Here is a 23,175-nt window from a genome sequence, read left to right on the forward strand (position 1 = left end):
CGTTCTTACGTGACGATGCTACCATTTTTTATTCATCGATGTTGGTTTAATATATTTAAAACGTTGCAATTAAATGTACACACTTTAATTGATATTTGAACAGAACTTCCATTACACTTGATATAATCTTATCGAAATGAGGCTGTTTACATGAATAACAACTCCAAAATCATATTAGATTTAGCTGTTACTTTAGATGGTTTTATTGAAGGACCAAATGGAGAAATTGATTGGTGTATCATGGAGCCTGAGATGAATTTCACTGCATTTTTAAACCAAATTGACGCTATCATTTATGGTCGTAAAAGCTATGACTTATGGGGATCGTATACGCCTGATGATGAACAAGAAAACGATGATCAATTGATGTGGCAATTAATTCATAGCAAAAATAAATATGTATTTACCAACCAAACACGTTCCAACCATGACCAAACACAATTTATTAAACCTAAAGACATGTATACAACAGTGAATGACATCAAAACACAACAACAAAAAGATATATGGTTGTATGGTGGTTCGGAGCTCATTACGTCATTTATTAAACACGACCTCATAGATGAATATCGGCTATCCATCCATCCCGTTGTACTAGGGACAGGTAAACCACTATTTGAAAATATCCATAAACAACTTAATCTATCCCACGTACAAACAAACACATTTAAAAGTGGTGTTGTTCAATTGATATATAGTAAAGATTAATATAAAAAGGAATGATAAGTTTGAATGTAGCAGTCAATGCGAAAAATGTTTCCTTAAAGCTTAATAATAAATATATTGTTTCTAATATTTCTTTTGAAATACCAAAAGGTTCCATTACGTTAATCAAGGGCGACAATGGTATAGGAAAAAGTGTTACATTAAAATTAATAGCACAATTAATACGACCAACAAAAGGTAAGATTCAGACTAACGGTCGTATTGCCTATGCGCCTGATAAATTTCCAAATAATTTAAAAATAAAAGTCCATACATTTTTAGAAACGATACAAAACTTAAATAATAACTATGACCATAATTGGAAATATTATAGTAAATCATTTAATTTATCTTCATTTGAAAAAGATAAATTAAACCAAATTTCAAAAGGGACATTGCAAAAAATAAATATCATACAAGCATTGTTATCAAATGGAGAAATACTTATTTTTGATGAACCATTTAATGGCTTGGATAAAAAAACAGAGAGTAACTTTATTTCTTTATTAAAAAAACTGTCAAAAACAAAAACAATTATTTTGACTTCTCATGAAAGCAATATCGTTCAATCATTTGCAACACATGAATTAAATTTGCATAACGGCAAATTTAAGACAATAAATACAAACCCTAAATTTAAAGCTATTACATTTTTGACTTCTAAAAATGCATCTATCAGTTTTCCTCAAGTATTAGCTCAGAAAATACATAATCAAATTAATATTAATAATAATTCAATAAAAATATACATAGATAGAAATGATACAAATATTATTTTGAATAACTTAATCAAGCATAATTATAAAATACTAGAAGTGAAGGACGAGTAGTATGTTACTAACATTTTTAAAATATGAAAATATTAAATTTATTAAATCATTTCAATTCATTGCACCTATATTTTTATATTTAATCTGGGTCGTTGGTATTTATATATACACGGACATTCCTATTTTATCTAGTTATGGATCGACTTCAGTAGGCCTATATATCATTTCAACTTGGCTGACTATAACTAATTTCAAAACTGATTCTATTAATGAACGGTATGTATTTTATATTCAATTATCTTCAAAACTCAAGTATTTAATTTTTAAAATGACTTACATATTTCTTATAGTATTTACGCTAAACATCATATCTCTATTTTATCCAATATTACTTGGTAATTTTGATAAATCAATGACACTCAATTTATTTTTCATAGGATTAATCATCCACATACTTATGGGAGGTTTTGGTATTTTGTTAGGTACTTACATAACAAATACAAATATTATTTTTAAACCTTACTGGTGGCTGATTACTGTATTTTTCATTATTGTGTCATTAATCAAAATAATAATAGTTAATAACCTTCCTTTTACAAAATGGATATTATGGATACTACCACCGATCAATAATTTATTATCTTATTTAACAGAGGATTCAATACAAATATATGACCTTAACTTTCTTGTACTAGTGTTAATTTCATTTGCTTACCAATTTATTGCTTTTTGCCCCTTAATATATTTATATAAAAAGAAATACTAGAATGAAAATAGCCCATCGCTCACTTAAACAAGTAATCGATGGGCTATTTTCATGCTTAATCATTTTCATAAAGTTAAACCTTAATTTAACAATATGAAATTAAAGTATTTACGCTATATAAACAAATAATTCTATAATGGCAATAATTAAAAAGATCAAGAATACTATGCCATATATATTATTCTTCTTAACACTTTTAGCATTGGCATTTTTTTGTTTCGCTTTACTATTTAAATTAGAAAAGAAAGTGATGCCAGAATAAACAGCAATAAGTACCGTTATTGCAAAAACAATCCATACACCAGTCATATTTCTACCTCCTATATATCATATTCCATCTATTTTTTAATCTTTCATTAAAAATTTTAAATACGTTATATATTTATATTAATACATATTTTAAAAACGTCCAATGTATAATCTTAAAAATTCATAAAACGTTCTTTACTAACAAACATCATCATATTAATCACATTAAAAATACGTTATAATAAATTGAAAAGTGGTAAATAAAGGGGTTAATATCATGAATGGTCTAAGAAGTGTAACAACCGGGACAGATAATTTAGAAAAAACTAAGACTTTATTTAAAGACATACTTGGATTAAATGTTGCTGATAAAGGCAATGCTTTACGTTTTGGAGACGCTGAACTCAATTCTGGGACACGTATTCATTTTGTAGAAATTCCAAAATATCAAAATGATGATAATCATATTGAAAATATTGGTTTGAGAATTCCAAGTGATGAAGGTCTAGATGAGTATAAAACTATATTAGATCAGCATCATATTGAGCATAGTGAAGTAACAGATTTGAATGGACATAAGTATTTTGAATTTCAAGATCAAAATAATCAGTCTTTTAATATTTATTCAAATGAATATAATATAGGTGCGCCTTTAGGTATGCCTACATTTGATAGCACTGTCAACCCACTACATCAAATTCAAGGGTTAGGTCCTGTTTTACTTAAGGTCAATGAATTATTATTAACTCAATCTATTTTAGATAAAGTATTCGGTTTAACACACTTTGCTGAATATGCACCACATCCAGATGCGGATTATAAAGTACAAGTATTTCGTATAGGAGAAGGTGGTTTAGGTGGAGAATTGCATTTATATGCTTCCTCCGAAGAGATTAAAATGCCTGAACATGGTATCCTTGAACAAATTGAATTCGCTACAGAGTCTAAGGCACAGTTCCAGAATGCATTACAACAACTAGAATCTATAGGCATTCCTTATCAATCATTAGATCAAGATGGCGAAAAATCTCTTAGAATTAGTGAAAAAAGTGGTATCACTTTCATATTAACATTAGAAATCAAAGAATAAGCGAGGTATATATTATGTTACATGAAACATGGAAAAATAATACACCTATAAAGAAAGTAGAAGTCGTACATACAGATGCACAAAAATTTACTGTTTCTGATATGTTAACAATTGGTAAGCAGTATGATGTTATCAATGAAACTGAAGAATATTATCAAATTATAGATAACTCTGGACTTGTCGGTGGTTATTATAAAGATTATTTTAAAGAAGTTTAAACTGAGCACTGTATGCAGAACACTGTTTGCGTATTTATAATATTTTTCTAATAAGACTAGGGCAAACGAACGATTAACGATTCATGCCCCAGTCTATTTTTAGTGATTGAAAAACTAATTATTTTATCCATTTTAAAAGGAGATTATAAAGTGATGGCAAATACCAATTATATTAATAGAGATGAAACTGTATTCAATGATGCGCAATCATTAATGCAACTTAATAAAAATATATTACTAAAAGGACCGACTGGATCAGGAAAAACAAAATTAGCTGAAACATTAAGTGAGACAATGAATAGACCTATGCACCAAATTAATTGTTCCGTTGATTTAGATGCAGAAAGTCTTCTCGGGTTTAAAACAATACAAACAAACGAAAATGGGTCACAAGAAATAGTATTTATTGATGGGCCCGTCATAAAAGCTATGAAGGAAGGTCATATTCTTTATATAGATGAAATTAATATGGCCAAACCCGAAACGTTACCTATATTAAATGGTGTATTAGATTATCGTAGAAAATTAACTAATCCATTTACAGGTGAAGTCGTTAATGCAGCACCTGGATTTAATGTAATCGCAGCTATCAACGTAGGTTATATTGGTACATTACCAATGAATGAAGCATTAAAAAACCGTTTCGTTGTTATTCAAGTAGATTATATTGATGGAGATATTTTGAGTGATGTAATCAAACAACAAAGCCAACTCAGTGATGACATAATGATTCAAAAAATCATTAAATTCAATGAAGATTTGCGTACAATGACAAAACAAGGTCAAATTTCTGAAGAAGCGGCAAGTATAAGAGCATTAATAGATCTAAGTGATTTAGCTACGATTATGCCTATCGAACGTGCAATACAACGTACAATTATAGACAAACTAGAAGATGAACGTGAGCAACAGGCTATTTTAAATGCAGTAGAATTAAATTTTTAGTGAGGGATAATCATGAGTGATCGTTTTATAAAATTTAATGATGAACAATTAGACGCTAAGCAAGTCATGATGCTTCAAGATTTAGCCCGACTTTTATTAAAAAATGATCAAACACAAGTAAAAATACAAAAATTTCCATATTATGATCCAATAAACAATACCCTAATTACAAGTTCATTTTGGTCACATAGAGATATAGCAATAGAAACTACAGGATTGAAGACCGATGTCATGCTTGCTGCTTATGGTTATCAAATGATGGATGAACAAATCGTTAATGAAGTGATTCATAATACAACATTTCAACATCCAAAATTTTTCCAGCAACTATTCAAATTACTTGAAGATCAACGTATTTTAAATGCCATTGCAAGACAACGTCCATCGATTCAACCCGCTATTCAAATGCGTAAAGAGGTACGGTTAAATTATACGAAAACACAAATTAAAGTATATAAAACTAAAACCACTTTCACTGACTTACTATTTTTACATTTAGAAGCATCTTTTATAACTGAAGATTTTTATGATATTCCTCAAATCCATCCACATATTGACGATATTTTAAACAATATGTATATGTATTTGCATAATTTTTTCTATAATCAATCGTCTGAAGACAATATGTATTTAGCAGAAAGAATCATGTATCAAATTGATGACATATTAAAAGAAGATATGTTAAATGAGTATTATCACTTACCTAAAAAAGTATACGAAGCGATTGAGGCACTCAAATTCGAAGACTTAACAAGAACTGATGCCAGTAATTCAGATGGCAAATCAGAAGAGCAAAGTGATGACAATACAGTTAGTGAAGACATGGAATCTAACCATCAAGATAGTGCTTCTCAAGGTGGTGCCTATTTAGAAATGGAATTACATGAAGGTGAAAATAGTGAAGTCATGGGGGACAATGATAACGCACGCGAAGGTGATGCAAGCGATGACATGACTGACATGCAAACCAAAAAAGGGAACGGCCTAACCAATAATCAAATCGATGACGATGAGGGCGGTTCAGTCGGACATAATCAAGCTTTTGCATTAAAAGGCATCAATGAGCGAGTTGAAATTAAATGGAATATACCAGATATTGAACCACAATATGTACAAGCATACAAAAACGTTGAATCAGATGTTCAATTTGAAATAAAAGATTTAATACAAATCATCCAGAAGACCATAGACAGAGAACATGTTGATGAGCGACATAATTTAACTAAAGGCAGACTGCAAAAGAATTTATTAAATTGGTTCATTGATGACCAATACAAATTATTCTATAAAAAACAAGACTTAAGTCAATCTTTCGATGCTACTTTCACGCTACTTATTGATGCTTCAGCAAGTATGCAAGATAAAATGGAAGAAACAATCAAAGGGGTTGTCCTTTTTCATGAAACCTTAAAATCTTTAAATGTCAAACACGAGATTCTAGCCTTTAATGAAGATGCCTTTGATGCTGACGATGCTAACCAACCAAATATTATTGATGAAATCATTTCTTATGATCATTCAACATTAGAAAAAGATGGCCCAAGAATTATGGCGCTTGAACCCCAAGATGATAATAGGGACGGTGTCGCTATTAGAGTTGGAAGTGAGCGTCTAATGCGTCGCTCACATAATCAAAGATTTTTAATTGTATTTTCAGATGGTGAACCGTCTGCCTATAATTATAGTCAAGATGGTATCTTAGATACTTATGAAGCTGTTGAGATGTCTCGTAAAATGGGTATCGAAGTGTTTAATGTCTTCCTTAGTCAAGAACCTATTACAGAAGACATTGAACAAACAATCCATAATATCTATGGTCAATATGCTTTATTTGTTGAAGGTGTTGAAAATTTACCTGCACAATTGTCACCATTATTAAAAAAACTGTTGTTAAAGTCTTTTTAATAAAACAAATAGTTATAAATGGCTTTTATATTTTTAAATATTCTGAAATTTATATAGACGTTATCTAAACAAACATGATAGAATGGATAATATTATTTTATTGGTTAGAAGGAGAACGACATATGAATAAAAATACATGGATTATAGGTTTCACACTATTTGCAATGTTCTTTGGTGCAGGGAACCTCATTTTTCCACCAAACTTAGGCTTAGAAAGTGGGCAATATTTCTGGCCATCCATACTCGCATTTGCATTAACAGGTATTGGATTACCTCTGTTAGGTGTTATTGTAGGTGCATTGGATAAACAAGGTTACATTGGTTCATTAAATAAAATTTCACCTAAATTTTCAATCATATTCTTAATTATTATATATCTTACAATCGGACCACTATTTGCAATTCCACGTACTGCATCTACTTCATTCGAAATGACAGTTACGCCAATAGCAAATACGAATAGTAATTTAGCACTATTTATTTTCACAGTTATTTACTTCTTAATTGTTTTATATTTATGTATTAATCCTAGCAGAATGGTTGATCGAATTGGATCATTATTAACACCCTTACTATTGATCACTATCTTAGCAATGATTGTTAAAGGATTCGTTGATTACGGTAGTAATTCACATAGCCAAGCAACTGATGCTTTCACATCAAACTTCAGTGGTTTTTCACAAGGATTTACGAACGGATATTTAACAATGGATGCGATTGCTGCGATTGCTTTTTCAATGATTGTTGTAAATGCAGTAAAAGCAACGGGCGTCACACATGCAAATAAAATATTCAAACAAACATTGATGGCTGGTATTATTGCTGCCGTAGCACTTATGTTTATTTACATATCATTAGGCTACATCGGCAATCATATGGCAGTTTCTCAAGAAAAAATCGCGAGTTTGACTGCAAATGATCAAAATATCGGTACCTATTTATTAACTACAATGGCAAGTGTTGGATTTGGAACTTTTGGTAAATATTTATTAGGCATTATTGTTGCTCTTGCTTGTTTAACTACAGCTTGTGGTTTAGTCGTAGCAGTATCAGAGTATTTCCATAGAATTTTCCCAAGAATTTCATACAAAATTTACGTAATTATTTTCACATTAATTAGTTTTATCTTAGCTAATCAAGGCTTAAACTCTGTCATTACAATGTCTGTACCTGTATTGAGTATTGTTTATCCTATTGCGATTACATCCGTACTACTTATTTTATTAGCTCGTTTTGTACCAACAAAACCCATTGCACAACAAATACCAGTCGCTATCGTTTCTATTGTATCAATACTCAGTATGATCCATACACAAGGTTGGATAAAATTAAGCTTCATTGATAGTTTACCGTTAAAATCATATTCATTAGAATGGTTCCCAATCGCGATTGTAACTACAATTATTGGATATATTGTAGCGGCAATGGTTAAAAAACAAAAACCGATTGTGTATGAAAAAGAATAACTATAATCATCTCTAAAACAAAATATAAATTTTCAAAGAAGATTCCAATTATTTTTGGAATCTTCTTTTACTATTATAAAGCTATTTTTAAATATTTTTATAATTATAGAATCAAATTATTTTAAATGCCCAATTGATTACTTTTCAAAAGTAAGCTATACTCTTTACTTCAAGTGTTTCGTCATAATTAAACTTTTTAACATTTTGGTCTAAAGCAATGTAAATCGTTTGAAAAAGAAAACACGTAACATAGAGGAGTCGAATAATATTAAATATTCTCAATGGAAAGAAAAACTAGATTGGCCAGTATTTTTAATAAGCGGGGGCATACTTGTCTTATTTGTACTGATGTCATCAATATTCACTAAGACAACATCAACATTAGTTCAAAAAGGATTTCAGCTTTCAATTACATATTTTGGTGCTTTTTGGCAAGTTTTACTGCTAGCTACTTTTGCTGTTGGAGCATTTTTAGCTTTTTCCAAATACGGACGCGTAAGATTAGGTAATGCCTCTAAACCTGAAATGGGTTATTTCAGATGGGCTGCTATTGTAATAACATCTGGTTTAGGAGCTGGTGCGATTTTTTGGGCAGCAGCGGAACCAATGTATTATTTTATAGATGTACCGCCAACAATGGATCCAAATATTAAAAATAGCAGTACTCAAGCCATTCCGGCTGCCATGGCACAAAGCTTTACATCCTGGGGATTCACAGCATGGGCAGTTTATGGTGCAGTCAGTGGCATTATTATTATGTATGCACACTACAATAAAAATATGAAAATGCGTCCACGTACGCTGTTGTATCCAATCTTTGGAAGTAAAATTGAAAAGAATAAAATTGGATGGATGATCGATGTATTTTGTATTTTAGGTGCAGTTGCAGGTACAATTGGCACAATCGGCTTCTTTGGTTTCCAATTTAGTTATTGGTTACATAGTATATTTGGTATCCCAGATAATATTATCACCCAAATTTTATCTGTAGTTGGTTTAATGGTCGTTGTTACAATTTCTGCCACGACAGGTATTGATAAAGGGATACAGTTTTTAAGTAAACTTAATGTATGGCTTGCTTTAGCACTTGCCGTATTTATTTTATTAATAGGGCCTGGCCGTTTTATTATTGATACATTCATTTCTTCTTACGGCGTATATCTTACTCACTTTTTAGAAATTAGTACATTCAGAGGAGATGACAAATGGGCTGGAGCATGGATGTTATTCTTTTTCGGCTGGTTTATTGGTTACGGGCCATTAATGGGCATGTTAGTTGCACGTGTTTCAAAAGGGCGTACAATCAGAGAGATATTCTTACTCGTTTCTATAGTAGCTGCTGTTGTGTCGCACTTATGGTTCTCCATACTTGGTGGTAGTGGCCTCTTTTACGAAACTAAAGATAGTGGGGCGATTAGTAACCCATTAGCTGATAATGGACTGCCAGCAGCAGTTATATCAATCGCATCACATCTACCATTAGGTACTGCACTGGTCATTGTATTATTATTACTAACTTTAATTTTCGTAATCACAACTGCGGATACGATGTCATTCTCAATATCTATGTCAGTAACTGGAGAGGGAGATCCACCTAAAATGATTAGGCTCTTCTGGGTAGTCATTATGGGTGTTATTTCAATTATCTTGATAAATATTGGTGAGGGTAGTATTAACGCTATTCAATCATTTATCATCATCACCGCCGTTCCCATATCAATCATTATGTTACCGGCTATATGGACAGCACCAAAAATTGCTCATAAATTAGCTGTTGAACAAAAAATCACTACTGAAAATAAACAAGATCATACTAAAGATAACATTTTAGAAGAAAGATCTTCAGATAATAAGCACTAAAAAACACGGAATTACTTATCACAGTAATTCCGTGTTTTTATATACTTAATTATTTATTTTCTTTCATATCTAACAATTGATTTTGTAATTCTGTTTCAAGTTCATTTAATTCTGATTCAGCCTGTTTACGTTTCGTACGGCCATGTTCTTGAATTTGTAACGTTTGTTCAATCGTTTCAATGATATCTTTTTGCGTTGTTTTCAATGTTTCAATATCCACAACTCCGCGCTCATTTTCAGTAGCAGTTGCTAGAGCATTTTGTTTCAACAGCTCGGAATTTTTTAGTAATAAATCATTTGTAGTATCCGTAACTGCTTTTTGAGCAGAAACCGCATTACGTTGTCTCATTAATGTCAGTGCGATAGACATTTGATTCTTCCATAATGGAATACTCGTTAATATTGAACTTTGAATTTTTTCTGCAAGTGCTTGATTCACATTTTGTATCATTCGTATTTGTGGGGCAGTTTGTATAGCAATTTGTCTTGATAGTTGTAAATCATAAATACGCTTATCTAAACGATCAACAAATTGTTCCATATCAGAAGCAGCTTGCACATCCATTTGATTTCCCGTAGATTTCGCTTGTTCTCTCAATTTAGGGATTTCATCTTGTTGCAAAACGTATTGCTTGTGTTTAGCAGCTTCTATATATATTGATAACTCATCAAAATAGTCTTTATTCATATCATACAATTCATCCAACATATCTATATCTTTTTTTAAATTGTTTTTATGTTTATCTAGTTCAATTGAGATACGATCAATTTGTGAACCGACAGATTGCATTTTTGAAAATATCTCATTAACTGATGCCTTTGTTCGTTTAAAAATACGCTTCAACTTGGATTGGTTTTCCGGATTTAATTCTTCTGGATTGACCGATTTTAATTTACTCATTAATCCGTTTAATGAGTCACCTACAGGTCCCACATCTGTAGTTTTGACTTCATTTAAAATTCGGTGTGAGAATTGTGACATATTTGATTGCGCTTCCGTACCATAATTTAACAAACCATCATTATCCATTGGTTTAATTTGTTTACTCAATTTATCAATTTTTTGTTGATCTTCATGAGAAAACTGACTTGAACTTTTTATAATTTCAGACTCATTTGCTGAATTTTCATCAATATACTTATCCAATGGATGCGAATTAATCGAGTCTTGCTCTCTAGCCATAAAATTCCACTCCATTCTGCCTTTAATTGTCTATTTATTTGTTGCGTTTCTGCTCAATTTTATTCAATTCCATTTCAATATCTAGCTGGCTATAATCTTCGTCATTAATCCTTCTTAAATCAGCAACCAAAGTTCGTTTCACTTCATCTAATGTGATGCGCGTTTGTTCTAATTTTTGTTTTTCTTCTTTAGATTTTTTAGGTGATTTAGATAATCTCGTATAAGCTTCAATTAAATTTAAAGCATTATCTATATGAGAGTAAAAGAAACTCTCCACCTTGAAAAATGACCCTGGTCGCTGTTTAACAGCAAAATATATTGCACGGGATATACGATATATCTCGTTGACTTGTTTAAAATCTTTAATCGATCTAACATTCACAAATGTTTTAAATATTCTTCTAATTTTATCCTGAGCATTATTTAATTGACCATTTACAAAATGATAATCTCGACGAGACAAACCAATTTCTCTTAGATACTTTCTAGAAGTTAAACGTTGGGTAGGAAAGTAAAATACAATAAATGTTGCAGCAGCTACTAATACATCTAAAATAAAATATATATCTAATGCAAAGATACTAGCAAACCAAGCAATAACTGCTGCTGGTAAAGCAATAATTGTCCCAAAAATACGAGAAATATTATATCTCAAAATTCATCTTCCTTTATATCGTTCTAAATTTTTTCAATGATTGATCATAATCTAATGCTTCTATTGTGTAATCTTCAACATGTGATGCTGGAGAGGCACCTTCTGTAACAGCGTTAATAAATTCAGTTAAGGATGGCTCATCCCCTTGAGCATAAATATCAACATAATTATCAATATTTTCAACAGTACCAACTATATTGTGTTTTTGTGCTATTTTTTCTGTATAATAACGAAAACCTACGCCTTGTACCATTCCAAATACTTTAATATGTTTACGTTGCATAAAATCACCTCTTAATAACATTATACGAAATTTCACTCTACAAAACTAATATTTACGTTTATAATCCAGTTGTATATAGGCCAAAAGTATGAGACAGATAACTTGATTTTGTCGCTTAACTCGTTAGAATATTACACATAGGCAAAAATTGTACGTCTCTGAATTTAAATAATGAATCCTATATTTAGTTTTATTCATATTCTATTTATAAACATGGGGATTTTTATTTAGAGTGAATGTATCATACAACATACATATGTATATCCAATTTGCACTATAAGTCTAAAAGGTATGCATTATAATACCAAAAATTCATTTTAGACTAATTGTGAAAGGGTGAAATAAAATGTGGACAGTTGCAAAAATTCGAGCTGATTATGAAGGCTGGTGGTTATTTAGTGACTGGACTGATCAAATCGTGGAACAGCACAATTTCGAGACTTATGATGCAATGATGGCTTTTTATAATGCTTTAATTTTAAAAAGTAAACGCCACTATGATAATTACTTAGTCGGCAAATACAATATACATGCATTTTATAATAATTGTGAATTAGGATTTTGTGAAGATTGTGATGAAGATTTACAAATATTCTATAGTTATATTGTTTTAAATAATAATGAAGTTTATTATAATTTACCTAACATTGAATAAACAGTTTATTCATATTAGTCTTGCAATTTACTAAAAAATGCTTTATAATTTTAGTCAAGCAATTGTTTTATTCCATATTGCAAAGAATATTGTACGAGTAATTTTTTATAATACTGTGTCATTGTATTTTTTGTAATATGCGAATAACGCATATTGAATGAATATTAGTCTTGGAGGTTTCACATTTATGAAACAAGGTACAGTAAAATGGTTTAACGCTGAAAAAGGTTTTGGTTTTATCGAAGTTGAAGGAGAAAACGACGTATTCGTACACTTCTCAGCAATTAACCAAGAAGGTTATAAATCATTAGAAGAAGGTCAATCAGTTGAATTTGAAGTAGTTGAAGGCGACCGCGGTCCTCAAGCTGCAAACGTTGTAAAACTATAATATAGATGCAATATTGACTTATCTAAAGAACCTTGTTAAAGGTTCTTTTTTTATAGAGCCCCTTATCTCTTTATGAGATTAGGGGCGCTTAATACATGCGAAACCGTATGTATACCACTATATACTTTATCTAATATCTTAATGCATGTATCTACACTATAGGACAATAAAAGGTGACTGAGCTCCTTTTCAGAGACACAGCCACCTTTGGATTATTTAGTATCATTGATAATTAATTGACGTAATGATTGACGTTTAATAACTTCTCTTGCTTTACCATCTTTTAAGAAAAACACAGACGGTTTCTGCATTTGATTATAATTAGATGCCATAGAATAATGGTATGCACCAGTTGAAAGTATCGCTAGATAATCGCCACGCTTCACTGTGCTTGGTAATTGGGCATCTTTTATGATAATATCGCCAGATTCACATAACTTACCAGCGATTGTTACTGTTTCGTCTTTAGGATCATTTCTATTAACTAATAAGGCCTCGTATTTTGCATCATAAAGCGCTGTTCTAATATGATCGCTCATACCGCCATCAATGGAAACATACTTATTGACCTGAGGAATTTCCTTGATTGTTCCAACTTCATATAAAGTAATACCTGCTTCACCGACAATTGAACGACCTGGTTCGATACCAATCTCTGGTACCGGATAATCTGCATCTTCGGCAATTGATTTAATAGCAGCAGTAATCTCTGCGATACCTTCTTCGATAGGGAAACTTACATCACCCTCAACATATTTAATGCTAAAGCCACCGCCTAAGTTAATTAAATCAACTTTGATATCATTTGCTTTCAACCAATTAATCACAATATTAGCAGTTTCAATCATAGCCTCTGTGCCTTCAATTTGAGATCCAACATGGAAATGAACACCTTTGAGGTTTAATTTTTGAGTATCTCGCACTTTTTCAATACCTTGAATAGCTAAGCCGTGCTTAATTGATAAGCCAAATTTACTATCTTCTTGGCCTGTTTGTATAAATTCATGCGTATGGGCTTCAACGCCAGGATTCAATCTTAAAACAACATCAATTTCTTCACTTGCATATCGCTCAATCAGAACGATTTCCTCTAATGAATCAATAACAATGTAACCAACTTTGCTTTCTAAAGCATATTGAATTTCATGTTTTGTTTTGTTGTTACCGTGAAAATGAATATGTTTTGGATCGAAACCAGCTTCTAATGCTGTATATAATTCTCCTTCAGACACTACATCTAATTCAAGTCCTTCTTCTTGTACTAATTTAACCATTTGTAAACATGTGAATGCTTTTGATGCATATGAAATATTGTATGCTAATCCACTTTGTTTGAACGCTTCATGATAACGTCTCATTTGGTTTCTAATTTGTACTTCATCATATACAAAAGTAGGGGTCCCAAAACTTTGCGCTATCGTTTTTAGACTTGTGCCTCCCATTGTAAGTTCGCCATTGCTATTATATTCTACTACCATAATTTATCTATACTCCTTTATTAATGAGTCATGATTCATTGCACTTAATTGTTCTGAATTAGCGCCAACGCCTTTAAAAGTAAATTCATCGACACGTATATGGTTATTATATAGTATCACTTCATCTTGTGCATTGACACTGTCATCAACTTCTACAAACATATGACTCATCATAAGCGCACGAATAGGGTAGCGCTTATGATTTATCAAAGCCTCATGTTGTGCTCTTGCTTTGAGTATACCATCACCATAACCAACATCAACGACTGCCAATTTTGTGTTATTTTTTGTCGCTTCAAAAGCAAAACTGTAACCACAAAATTCTCCCGCATTGACTTCACGCACTTGTATGACATTACCTTTAACTGTTAGCGATTGCTGTATGTCCGATTCATTGATTGTACTATAGGGTCTAGAACCATACAATGCAATACCAATACGCGCATGCGTATGGTTAGGTAATACACCTTGCTCACGATAGTAGCTTGCACTATTCTGTGCATGTATCATCTCAAATTCATATCCTTCATCAAGTAGCGTATCTACAATCTCTAACCACGCGGCGCGCTCTATATTATAATCTGGAACATCAAATTCATCTGCGTATCCAAAATGCGTCCACAAACCACTAATGTGCATTTTATGTTCATTTTTATTCTGATTATGATGGTGAATGACTTCTTTAATTTCATCAAGTGTCTTTAAACCTGAACGATGTAATAAATTTTCATATTCCAAGTGAACTTGTATGTCATATAAGTCGTTAATATTTTCATAATAAAAAGAAAGGGAAGGCAAAGTCATTTGAATCTGATTCTCACGTATCTTATCAAATTCATAAACTGCATTCATCAAAAATATAGTAGCATTTGGCGCTAATTTGCGAATTCGAATTGCTTCTTTAAGTGATGTGGTACTAAATGTATTTATCCCTATATCTAAAAACTGTTCTACTGCAAATTCAAGTCCATAATGGTACGCATTATTTTTTACTACTGCCATTATTTGGTTATCTTGTTTAACATTTTTAGCGTTTTCTTTAAATAATTGTCGGTTTACTGACCATGTGGCTGTCATTGCGATTGCACCTCACTATAAGATTTGAGTATTTGTTCATAGTAATCTGCAATACGTATTAATATAGATTCATTAAAGTTTAAATGAGAAGTGTGTAAACCAGTCACGTATCCTTTTGCTTCATCTCGAACTCCAACAAATACAAAATAGCTTGGTGCAATTTGACTATAGAAACTAAAGTCTTCACCAAATAAGTAAGGTGTAGGTTTATCAATCACTTCAAACTCAGCATTTACTAATCCATTTTCAACATGTTTGCGTAATTGAGGATCATTAAAAGTAGGAGGGTAACCTTCTTCAAATTTCACTTCACACTCGACATTAAATAATAATTTAACGCTTTCGCTAATTTTCGTCATTTGCTGTTTTACAATCTCTAAATCTTTCACATCATATGTTCTAATAGTACCTTCTAAATAGCCGTTACTTGGAACCGTATTTATGGCTTCACCAGCTTCAAAATGTCCCATATGGACAATGTTTCGTTTCAATCCATTTAAATGATATTGCTGTATCTGTCCTACTTGAGTCAATACATGTTGTAATGCCTCACCGCATGAATGCCCTTGCTCTTTATCAGCAACATGACTTGAAAGACCATGCAAATAGAATCTATACTCTGTAGCACTTGCTGTAATTTCTTCATCTCTAATCACAACACGGCCTTCATTTTCAAATGGCATGACATGTATACCAAAAACTGCTTCAATAGGATATTTTTCAAATGCACCAGCACGTATTAAACGATTCGCGCCACCTCCAGTTTCTTCTGCAGGTTGAAATATGAAGACGATATTTTGAGGAAGTTCGCCCTTATCAGCTAAATTTTTACATCGTTTAACAAATAGCATAAGGGCAGTTGTATGGCCATCATGTCCACAAGCATGCATAACATGATCTACTTCACTTCGGTAGGATACGTTATTTTCTTCGTAAATCGGTAATGCATCTATATCAGCACGATATGCAATCGTATGTGTACTATTTCCAGATAAATAGGCGATAACGCCTGTATCTAAGGGACGTTCATATGGCACACCTAAATCATCTAAAAAATGCGCAATATACTTTGTTGTTTCATATTCATGTAAACTTAATTCTGGATGCTTATGTAAATAACGTCTATGTTCTGTTACAAATTCCAACTCAGTCATCGATATCAAATCCTTTAAATTATTATATTAATTACACTAAATAAGCATAATTGCTAGTTTGCTATGTATTATGTATAAAGTTTGTTTTGAATTTATAAAAATAGGAGGATAGACAAACTTATCGAAACAAAGCGTAGTTTAACACTTAGCAATAGATAAGGGGAGACATCATAGTAAAATAGATATTGTCTCGTCTAAACCTCCTATATTCAACAAAATAATTCCGTATCATTTTGTGTAAAATACATACGGTAATATATAACTTGTATAAGTTTATATACTTAGTACTCTAGTCGTTTAATTTTCTTAGTGCCGAAACGATTTCACGTTTTGAATCTTCGACTTCAGTTGTTTGTTTAATCACTTTTGCTGGCGTACCAGCTACAACTGCGCCTGCGGGTACATCTTGAGTAACAATGGCACCAGCAGCGACAATGGCACCGGCACCGACACACACACCTTCAAGAATGACTGCATTAGCACCAATAAGTACGTCATCTTCAATAACAACAGGTGAAGCACTTGGTGGTTCGATAACACCAGCTAAAACTGAACCAGCACCGACATGTACATTTTTACCTGTTGTAGCACGTCCGCCTAATGTAGCATTCATATCAACCATTGTGCCTTCTCCAACAACAGCACCGATATTAATTGTTGCGCCCATCATGATTACAGCACCATCTTCAATAATGGCTTGTTCACGAATAAATGCACCAGGTTCAATACGTGCATTCGTATTTGTTAAATCTTTCAATGGAATAGCTGAGTTGCTTCGATCCATTTCAACTTCAATTTCATCAATAACTGATTGATTAGACTCATAAAATGGTTTCCAATCATCTGCTTCACAAAAAATAACTTTGGAATCAGATGAACCAAATACTTTAAAATCACTTGGGAAAGTAATGTTTTCAAAATCACCATTGATGTAGACTTTTAATGGTGTAGATTTTTTTGCATCACTTATATATTGAATAATTTCTTCTGCCGTTAAATGTTGTACCATAATTAAATTCGCTCCTTAGGGTTTATAAGTTATCAAATGTATAATAACCATTTTTATTTTGAACTAGTTTTTCTGCTGCGCTAATCGCACCGTTGGCAAATATATCTTTAGATTGTGCGCGGTGTGTAATTTCAATTGTTTCATCCGTACCTGCAAAAAGCACATCATGTTCTCCAACAATCGTGCCGCCACGAATAGAATGAATACCTATTTCATCTTGGGTACGTTTTTCAGTCGTTTCATGTCTATCATATACAGGCGTTGTAGTCTCACGTAAAGACTCAATAACATCATATAATTTCACTAATGTACCACTCGGTGCATCAACTTTTTTATTATGATGTGCTTCTGTAAGTTCAATATCAAAATCTTGCAAGAGCGGTACAGCTGCTTCTAAGATTTTTGTAAGTGCATGTACACCATAACTCATATTCGCACTGAAAAACACTGGCATATCTGTACTCAACGCTTTTAATTTATCTATGATTTGTTCTTTCTCACCCGTTGTAGCAATGACAACTGGTAAATTAAAGTCTTCTTCTAATAATGGTAAGAGTAGTTCAGGATTTGAAAAGTCAATAGCAACATCCGCTTCTGTAGCCTCTGAAATATGTTCAAAAGTAGGGTAGGGATAGTGCTTTTCACTGTTTCTCACAATAACCCCAACGATTTCGTGATTTTTCTCTTCTGCTAACCTTGCTACGCGTTGATTCATAGCACCATATCCAATTAATAAAATCTTCATGAATTTCCACCTACTTTAAATTGTTCGTAAGCTTGTTCTAATTTTTGGCGATCACTGTCTTCAAGTGTAACAAGTGGTAAGCGTACTTCATAGTTACCAAATCCTTCAACTGCTGTTAATGCTTTTACAGGAATAGGGTTAACATCTACTGCTAACGCATCTAATAACGTTTGAATAGGCTGGAATTGAGACTGTATGTTTTCGTCATTTTGTTTTGCATCATATAAAGATTGGAAAGCATTTGGAATAACATTGGCAACCACCGAGATAACACCGTGACCACCTTGATTGAAATAATCAACAATATTATCGTCGTTGCCACTATATAAAGCAAACTCATCTAAATTAAGGCGTTGTTTTAAGTCTTCTAAGTAATCAAAATCATTTGTCGCATCTTTTAATGCAACGATATACTCATTTTCACTTAAAGTTTCCACTGTTTCTGCATCGATTGTCATATTAGTACGTGACGGTACATTATATAATACAACCGGCAATTTCACTGCATCTGCAATTGTTGTAAAGTGGGCAATTAAACCTCTTTGATTTGTCTTGTTATAGTATGGTGTAATAAGCATAATCGCATCAGCACCAATTTCTCTTGCACGCACAGAAGCTTGAATAGACTTTTGAGTATTATTCGTACCAGTACCTGCAATGACAGGCACACGACCATCCACAACATTGACAACGACTTCTAAAATTTGATCCTTCTCTTCATCAGTTAATGTTGGATTCTCAGCTGTAGTTCCATTGACTACGATTGATTTTGCATTATTATCTAGTAAATATTTCACATGTCTTCTCAATGCATCAAAGTCAACTTCATTGTGTGTAAATGGCGTTGCTAGTGCAACACCTACACCTTCAAATATATGTCCCATATTATTTTACTCCTTTCAAGCTCATAACTTGTTCAAGTATTTGTACTGCATTTAATGCTGCACCTTTTAATAAGTTGTCAGAAGTACACCATACATGGAAAGTATTGTCTAAGCTATCGTCACGACGAATGCGTCCAACAAAGATTTCATCTCTACCAGTTGAATGAATTGCTAATGGATATTCATTGTTTTGAGGATTATCTACAAGTACAACACGATCATCTTTTTCAAATAACTCTTGAATGGCTGAAACTGTTGCTTCTTTTTCTAATGTTACACTCATGTGTACACTATGACTGTCTTGTACAGGTACACGGACGCAAGTAGCTGTTACTTTTAAATGATCATCTTGTAAAATTTTACGTGTTTCATCAATCATTTTTTGTTCTTCTTTTGTATACCCATCTTCGAGAAAAGTATCTATATGTGGTAACACATTATTATAAATAGAGTGAGGGTATGCCTCTGGCGCTTTACCATTTGCTCCTTCAGCTAAATCTTGTTTACCTTTCACTCCTGAACCAGATACTGCTTGATAAGTTGTATATGCAACACGTTTTAATCCAAATGCTTCTTGTAATGGTTTAAGTGGCACGACAGATTGAATCGTAGAACAGTTTGGATTGGCAATGATTTTTCTATCTAATTTAGGTTCATTCACTTCTGGTACTATTAAATCAATACCTTCAGTCATTCTCCATTGACTAGAGTTGTCAATCACGATAGCTCCTGCTTGTTCGAAAATAGGAGAATAATGTTCACTTGTACTACCACCCGCACTCATTAATACATAATCAAAAGGTTCACTAGCTGCTTCATCAGTCAATTCACGTACTGTGTATGTTTTACCTTGAAATTCAATTTGTTCTCCCGCTGATCGCGCTGAAGAGAATAATACTAATTCATCAAAGACAATGCCTTTTCTATCTACTGTTTCTAACATTTTTCTTCCTACTAATCCTGTTGCACCTGCAATAGCTAATCTAGTCATATACAAAACACTCCATTTTTTATTAGTTGATTTTAAAAAGTTTTGAAAATTCAGATATCAAAAGCTTGATATAAAGTCTGTACAGCACGTTCACCGTTTTCAGCATCGATGACACATGAAATACTAATTTCCGATGTTGTCGTTTGATAAAATGAGATATCATTTTCAATTAAAGTAATAAATGCTTTTGAAGCTACACCAGACATATCTCTCATACCTGAACCTATTAAAGAAATTTTAACGTATTCTTCATTAATTCTGAAGTCCAAGGCACTAAAGTCTTCTTTTAAAGTTTCCAGTATAGATGAAATTTGTGCAACATCCGTATCTTTAATTGTAAAAGACATTTGTAAGCCTTCTAAATTAACAATTTGAGATATCATATCTACATTTACAGAACCATCTTCTAATTGACTGAATAATTTTGTGAGTAATTTATTATCTGGTAAGGGGTAACTAATTGTAACATGCATCATATGTGTATCTAATGCAACGCCTGTGACGGCTTTCTTTTCTAAAATTTCTGTTTGTGGCATAATCCATGTTCCTTTCACATTTGATAAAGTTCTACCTAAATATAGGGGAATGTTATAATTATTTGCTAATTCAACACTTCTTGTTTCTAATACGCCTGCACCTAAAGCACTCATTTCCATCATTTCTTCATACGATACATAATCGAGTCGCTTCGCATCTTTATATAGGCGAGGATCTGTAGCATAAACACCATCCACATCTGTATAAATTTCACAAGGCGTATGATTACTCGCAGCTAATGCAACAGCAGTCGTATCAGAACCTCCACGTCCTAAAGTCGTTACTTCTAAATCATCATTAATACCTTGGAAACCAGCCACAACAAGCACGTCATTTTCTTCAAATGCTTGTTCAAATGTTTCAGGATTAATTTCAGCTATACGACTTTTCAAATGGTGCCCAACCGTTTTGATACCAGCTTGATAACCTGTCATAGCTTTAGCTCGAACGCCAATGTCATTCAAAACCATCGATAAGTATGAAACGGTTTGTTGTTCACCAGTTGTGAGTAATAGCGCTAATTCTTGATCCTTTGGACTAGTGGTTAATGTAGATACATTTGCCATTAACTCATCGGTCGTTTTACCCATAGCACTTACTACGACAATAAGTTGTTCTCCTTGTGCAATTCTCAAACTTAACATCTCAGCTATATTTTTAATTTTAGTAAAATCACTAACTGAAGAACCACCAAATTTCAAAACACTTCTTTCCAAATTCATATCCTCCTCGTTGAATAGGGGAGAATCACAGTTATATAAAAAAAGAACAAGTCCGAAATGCGAACCTGTTCTATATTATATATACAAGTGATGCACTCCATTATCTTAAAATAATGACAGACTCTTAGCTCTTAACCATAAAGTCCAACATGTTATAAGCTGCTATTATAACCGTTTCGGCATCTCACCCTTTCAAAATTAGCTGCTAGCAGTCAGATTCTTCTAATCTTTACTAATGATTGATGCGCCTCATCAAAACCTTATTAAATTTTGTTTATGTTTTACATTATACATAGGCTTACATGTACTGTAAACCGCTTTTCTTTAATTTTTTAAATTTACTGAAAAATATGACATTTAAGGAGTGTTTTTTACCTCAAGAGTGTAAAATGATATCTTTTCGAGGTATTGCTTTTTTAAAACACAAAATGATGATTCTTTTAAAATTCCTCGTACGATGCCGGATCTTGACCTTTTAGTCGGCCATCTTGCTGTGTCAGACTATTAATTTTATCAATATCTTGTTGTTCTAAAGTAAAATCAAATATATCTTTATTTTGAATTTGTCGCGCAATCGATGTTGATTTAGGAATAGGGACAACACCATTTTGTACATGCCATTTTAAAATGATTTGAGGGATTGTTTTATTATATTTTTCTGCTATAACAGCAACATCTTTATCCTTAATCACCTCAGATGCACGACCTAAAGGACTCCAGGCTTGTGTAATGATGCCTTTTTGATTATGATATTCAATCATGTCCTGCTGATTAAAATAGGGGTGCAGTTCAATTTGATTTACTACAGGCAACACGCCTGTTTCTTTTTCTAAAGTTTCAATATGTTCTGGTAAGAAATTACAAACACCAATAGATTTTATCAAGCCAGCTTTTTGTGCATCTATCATTGCTTGCCATGCTTCTACATACTTGCCTTGTTTAGGATTAGGCCAGTGGATTAAGTATAAATCTAAATACTCAACACCTAGACGGTAGATTGATTCTTGGATTGCAACCATAGCTGCATCATAATCTTGATAACGACCTGGTAATTTTGAAGTAATGATAACTTGATCTCTTGTCACATGACTATTGTCAATCGCTTTGCCCACAGTACCTTCGTTTTCATAATTATATGCTGTATCTAACAAGCGATATCCTTGATTTAATGCATTCGTTATTGCGTGTGCACCATGCGCACCATTAAGCTTATATGTACCAAATCCAATTTGAGGTAATACTTGACCGTCAATCATATTTAAATTTTTCATTTAAACATTCCTCCTACAGTTAATTAATTATGATTATATAATTGTGAAAATGCTTTTTAAAGCAATCGGCCTATACCTCTTTTTAAAGTAGGGGAATGAAAAAACGTGACACAAGTCTATTTTCAAAAATGTGATGTCATAACTACAATAATTAGGTGATGATATGAAA

General features: G+C 32.4%; 23 protein-coding genes and 1 riboswitch. Of the genes, 10 read left to right on the forward strand and 13 right to left on the reverse strand.

The window, feature by feature from the left end; all coding sequences use genetic code 11:
* Positions 1 to 150: 150 nt before the first annotated feature.
* Both SSP_RS06790 and SSP_RS06795 read left to right on the forward strand, forming a co-directional pair.
* Entirely contained in the window at positions 151 to 708 is a 558-nt protein-coding gene (locus SSP_RS06790; protein ID WP_011303116.1) for a dihydrofolate reductase family protein, read from the forward strand.
* Positions 709 to 719: 11 nt separating this feature from the next.
* A complete protein-coding gene (locus SSP_RS06795; protein WP_048787360.1) occupies positions 720 to 1,535 on the forward strand; it encodes an ATP-binding cassette domain-containing protein in 816 nt (271 codons plus the stop codon).
* An 814-nt stretch (positions 1,536 to 2,349) separates the two neighbouring features.
* On the opposite strand, the gene SSP_RS06805 is transcribed toward SSP_RS06795, so the two are convergent.
* The gene (locus tag SSP_RS06805) at positions 2,350 to 2,550 is read right to left on the reverse strand and encodes a hypothetical protein (RefSeq protein WP_011303119.1); all 201 of its coding nucleotides are present in this window, start codon (positions 2,548 to 2,550) and stop codon (positions 2,350 to 2,352) included.
* Positions 2,551 to 2,767: 217 nt separating this feature from the next.
* Here SSP_RS06805 and SSP_RS06810 point away from each other — a divergent pair, with 217 nt between their 5' ends.
* From SSP_RS06810 to SSP_RS06835, 6 genes are all read left to right on the forward strand, one after another.
* A complete protein-coding gene (locus tag SSP_RS06810) occupies positions 2,768 to 3,580 on the forward strand; it encodes a hypothetical protein (protein WP_011303120.1) in 813 nt (270 codons plus the stop codon).
* 14 nt (positions 3,581 to 3,594) lie between these two features.
* Positions 3,595 to 3,798, forward strand: a complete 204-nt coding sequence (locus SSP_RS06815; protein WP_002483310.1) for a DUF6501 family protein — start codon at positions 3,595 to 3,597, stop codon at positions 3,796 to 3,798.
* Positions 3,799 to 3,951: 153 nt separating this feature from the next.
* Positions 3,952 to 4,743 carry an ATP-binding protein gene (locus tag SSP_RS06820; RefSeq protein WP_002483311.1) on the forward strand — a complete coding sequence of 264 codons (792 nt, stop codon included), beginning with the start codon at positions 3,952 to 3,954 and terminating at the stop codon, positions 4,741 to 4,743.
* Between the two features lie 12 nt (positions 4,744 to 4,755).
* A complete protein-coding gene (locus SSP_RS06825; protein WP_011303122.1) occupies positions 4,756 to 6,648 on the forward strand; it encodes a vWA domain-containing protein in 1,893 nt (630 codons plus the stop codon).
* 122 nt (positions 6,649 to 6,770) lie between these two features.
* A complete protein-coding gene (gene brnQ3 / locus SSP_RS06830) occupies positions 6,771 to 8,114 on the forward strand; it encodes a branched-chain amino acid-like transporter carrier protein BrnQ3 (protein WP_011303123.1) in 1,344 nt (447 codons plus the stop codon).
* A 228-nt stretch (positions 8,115 to 8,342) separates the two neighbouring features.
* Complete coding sequence (locus tag SSP_RS06835; RefSeq protein WP_011303124.1) at positions 8,343 to 9,974, forward strand: BCCT family transporter; 1,632 nt, start codon at positions 8,343 to 8,345, stop codon at positions 9,972 to 9,974.
* A 49-nt stretch (positions 9,975 to 10,023) separates the two neighbouring features.
* On the opposite strand, the gene SSP_RS06840 is transcribed toward SSP_RS06835, so the two are convergent.
* The 3 genes from SSP_RS06840 to SSP_RS06850 are packed head-to-tail and all read right to left on the reverse strand — an operon-like array spanning position 10,024 to position 12,095.
* Positions 10,024 to 11,157: a toxic anion resistance protein gene (locus tag SSP_RS06840; RefSeq protein ID WP_011303125.1), complete on the reverse strand. Its 1,134-nt coding sequence runs from the start codon at positions 11,155 to 11,157 to the stop codon at positions 10,024 to 10,026.
* Between the two features lie 34 nt (positions 11,158 to 11,191).
* Entirely contained in the window at positions 11,192 to 11,812 is a 621-nt protein-coding gene (locus SSP_RS06845; RefSeq protein ID WP_011303126.1) for a 5-bromo-4-chloroindolyl phosphate hydrolysis family protein, read from the reverse strand.
* A gap of 13 nt (positions 11,813 to 11,825) precedes the next feature.
* Positions 11,826 to 12,095 carry an acylphosphatase gene (locus SSP_RS06850; RefSeq protein ID WP_011303127.1) on the reverse strand — a complete coding sequence of 90 codons (270 nt, stop codon included), beginning with the start codon at positions 12,093 to 12,095 and terminating at the stop codon, positions 11,826 to 11,828.
* A gap of 346 nt (positions 12,096 to 12,441) precedes the next feature.
* Here SSP_RS06850 and msaA point away from each other — a divergent pair, with 346 nt between their 5' ends.
* Together msaA and cspA are read left to right on the forward strand one after the other, a co-directional pair.
* Complete coding sequence (msaA, locus tag SSP_RS06855) at positions 12,442 to 12,750, forward strand: regulatory protein MsaA (RefSeq protein ID WP_011303128.1); 309 nt, start codon at positions 12,442 to 12,444, stop codon at positions 12,748 to 12,750.
* A gap of 187 nt (positions 12,751 to 12,937) precedes the next feature.
* Positions 12,938 to 13,138 (forward strand): cold shock protein CspA, encoded by a 201-nt coding sequence (gene cspA / locus SSP_RS06860; RefSeq protein ID WP_001831260.1) that lies wholly within the window; start codon positions 12,938 to 12,940, stop codon positions 13,136 to 13,138.
* Between the two features lie 212 nt (positions 13,139 to 13,350).
* Here the strand turns inward: cspA and lysA are convergent, their stop codons facing one another.
* The 9 genes from lysA to SSP_RS06905 form a co-directional block, all read right to left on the reverse strand.
* The gene (gene lysA, locus SSP_RS06865) at positions 13,351 to 14,616 is read right to left on the reverse strand and encodes a diaminopimelate decarboxylase (protein WP_011303129.1); all 1,266 of its coding nucleotides are present in this window, start codon (positions 14,614 to 14,616) and stop codon (positions 13,351 to 13,353) included.
* 3 nt (positions 14,617 to 14,619) lie between these two features.
* Positions 14,620 to 15,693, reverse strand: coding sequence for an alanine racemase (locus tag SSP_RS06870; protein ID WP_011303130.1), 1,074 nt, complete (start codon positions 15,691 to 15,693; stop codon positions 14,620 to 14,622).
* Positions 15,690 to 16,847 carry a M20 metallopeptidase family protein gene (locus SSP_RS06875; RefSeq protein ID WP_011303131.1) on the reverse strand — a complete coding sequence of 386 codons (1,158 nt, stop codon included), beginning with the start codon at positions 16,845 to 16,847 and terminating at the stop codon, positions 15,690 to 15,692. Before SSP_RS06875 ends, SSP_RS06870 begins: the two co-directional genes overlap by 4 nt.
* Positions 16,848 to 17,136: 289 nt before the next feature.
* Positions 17,137 to 17,856: a 2,3,4,5-tetrahydropyridine-2,6-dicarboxylate N-acetyltransferase gene (gene dapD / locus SSP_RS06880; protein ID WP_011303132.1), complete on the reverse strand. Its 720-nt coding sequence runs from the start codon at positions 17,854 to 17,856 to the stop codon at positions 17,137 to 17,139.
* 22 nt (positions 17,857 to 17,878) lie between these two features.
* Entirely contained in the window at positions 17,879 to 18,601 is a 723-nt protein-coding gene (gene dapB / locus SSP_RS06885) for a 4-hydroxy-tetrahydrodipicolinate reductase (protein WP_011303133.1), read from the reverse strand.
* Complete coding sequence (gene dapA, locus SSP_RS06890) at positions 18,598 to 19,485, reverse strand: 4-hydroxy-tetrahydrodipicolinate synthase (protein ID WP_011303134.1); 888 nt, start codon at positions 19,483 to 19,485, stop codon at positions 18,598 to 18,600. The genes dapB and dapA overlap by 4 nt, the downstream gene beginning before the upstream one ends.
* Before the next feature lies 1 nt (position 19,486).
* A complete protein-coding gene (locus SSP_RS06895; protein WP_011303135.1) occupies positions 19,487 to 20,476 on the reverse strand; it encodes an aspartate-semialdehyde dehydrogenase in 990 nt (329 codons plus the stop codon).
* A gap of 50 nt (positions 20,477 to 20,526) precedes the next feature.
* Positions 20,527 to 21,735, reverse strand: coding sequence for an aspartate kinase (locus SSP_RS06900; RefSeq protein WP_011303136.1), 1,209 nt, complete (start codon positions 21,733 to 21,735; stop codon positions 20,527 to 20,529).
* 82 nt (positions 21,736 to 21,817) lie between these two features.
* A riboswitch (Lysine riboswitch) is annotated at positions 21,818 to 21,996 on the reverse strand.
* Between the two features lie 179 nt (positions 21,997 to 22,175).
* The gene (locus SSP_RS06905) at positions 22,176 to 23,006 is read right to left on the reverse strand and encodes an aldo/keto reductase (protein WP_011303137.1); all 831 of its coding nucleotides are present in this window, start codon (positions 23,004 to 23,006) and stop codon (positions 22,176 to 22,178) included.
* Between the last annotated feature and the right edge of the window lie 169 nt (positions 23,007 to 23,175).

This window comes from Staphylococcus saprophyticus subsp. saprophyticus ATCC 15305 = NCTC 7292 (assembly GCF_000010125.1).
Classification (GTDB): Bacteria; Bacillota; Bacilli; order Staphylococcales; family Staphylococcaceae; genus Staphylococcus; species Staphylococcus saprophyticus.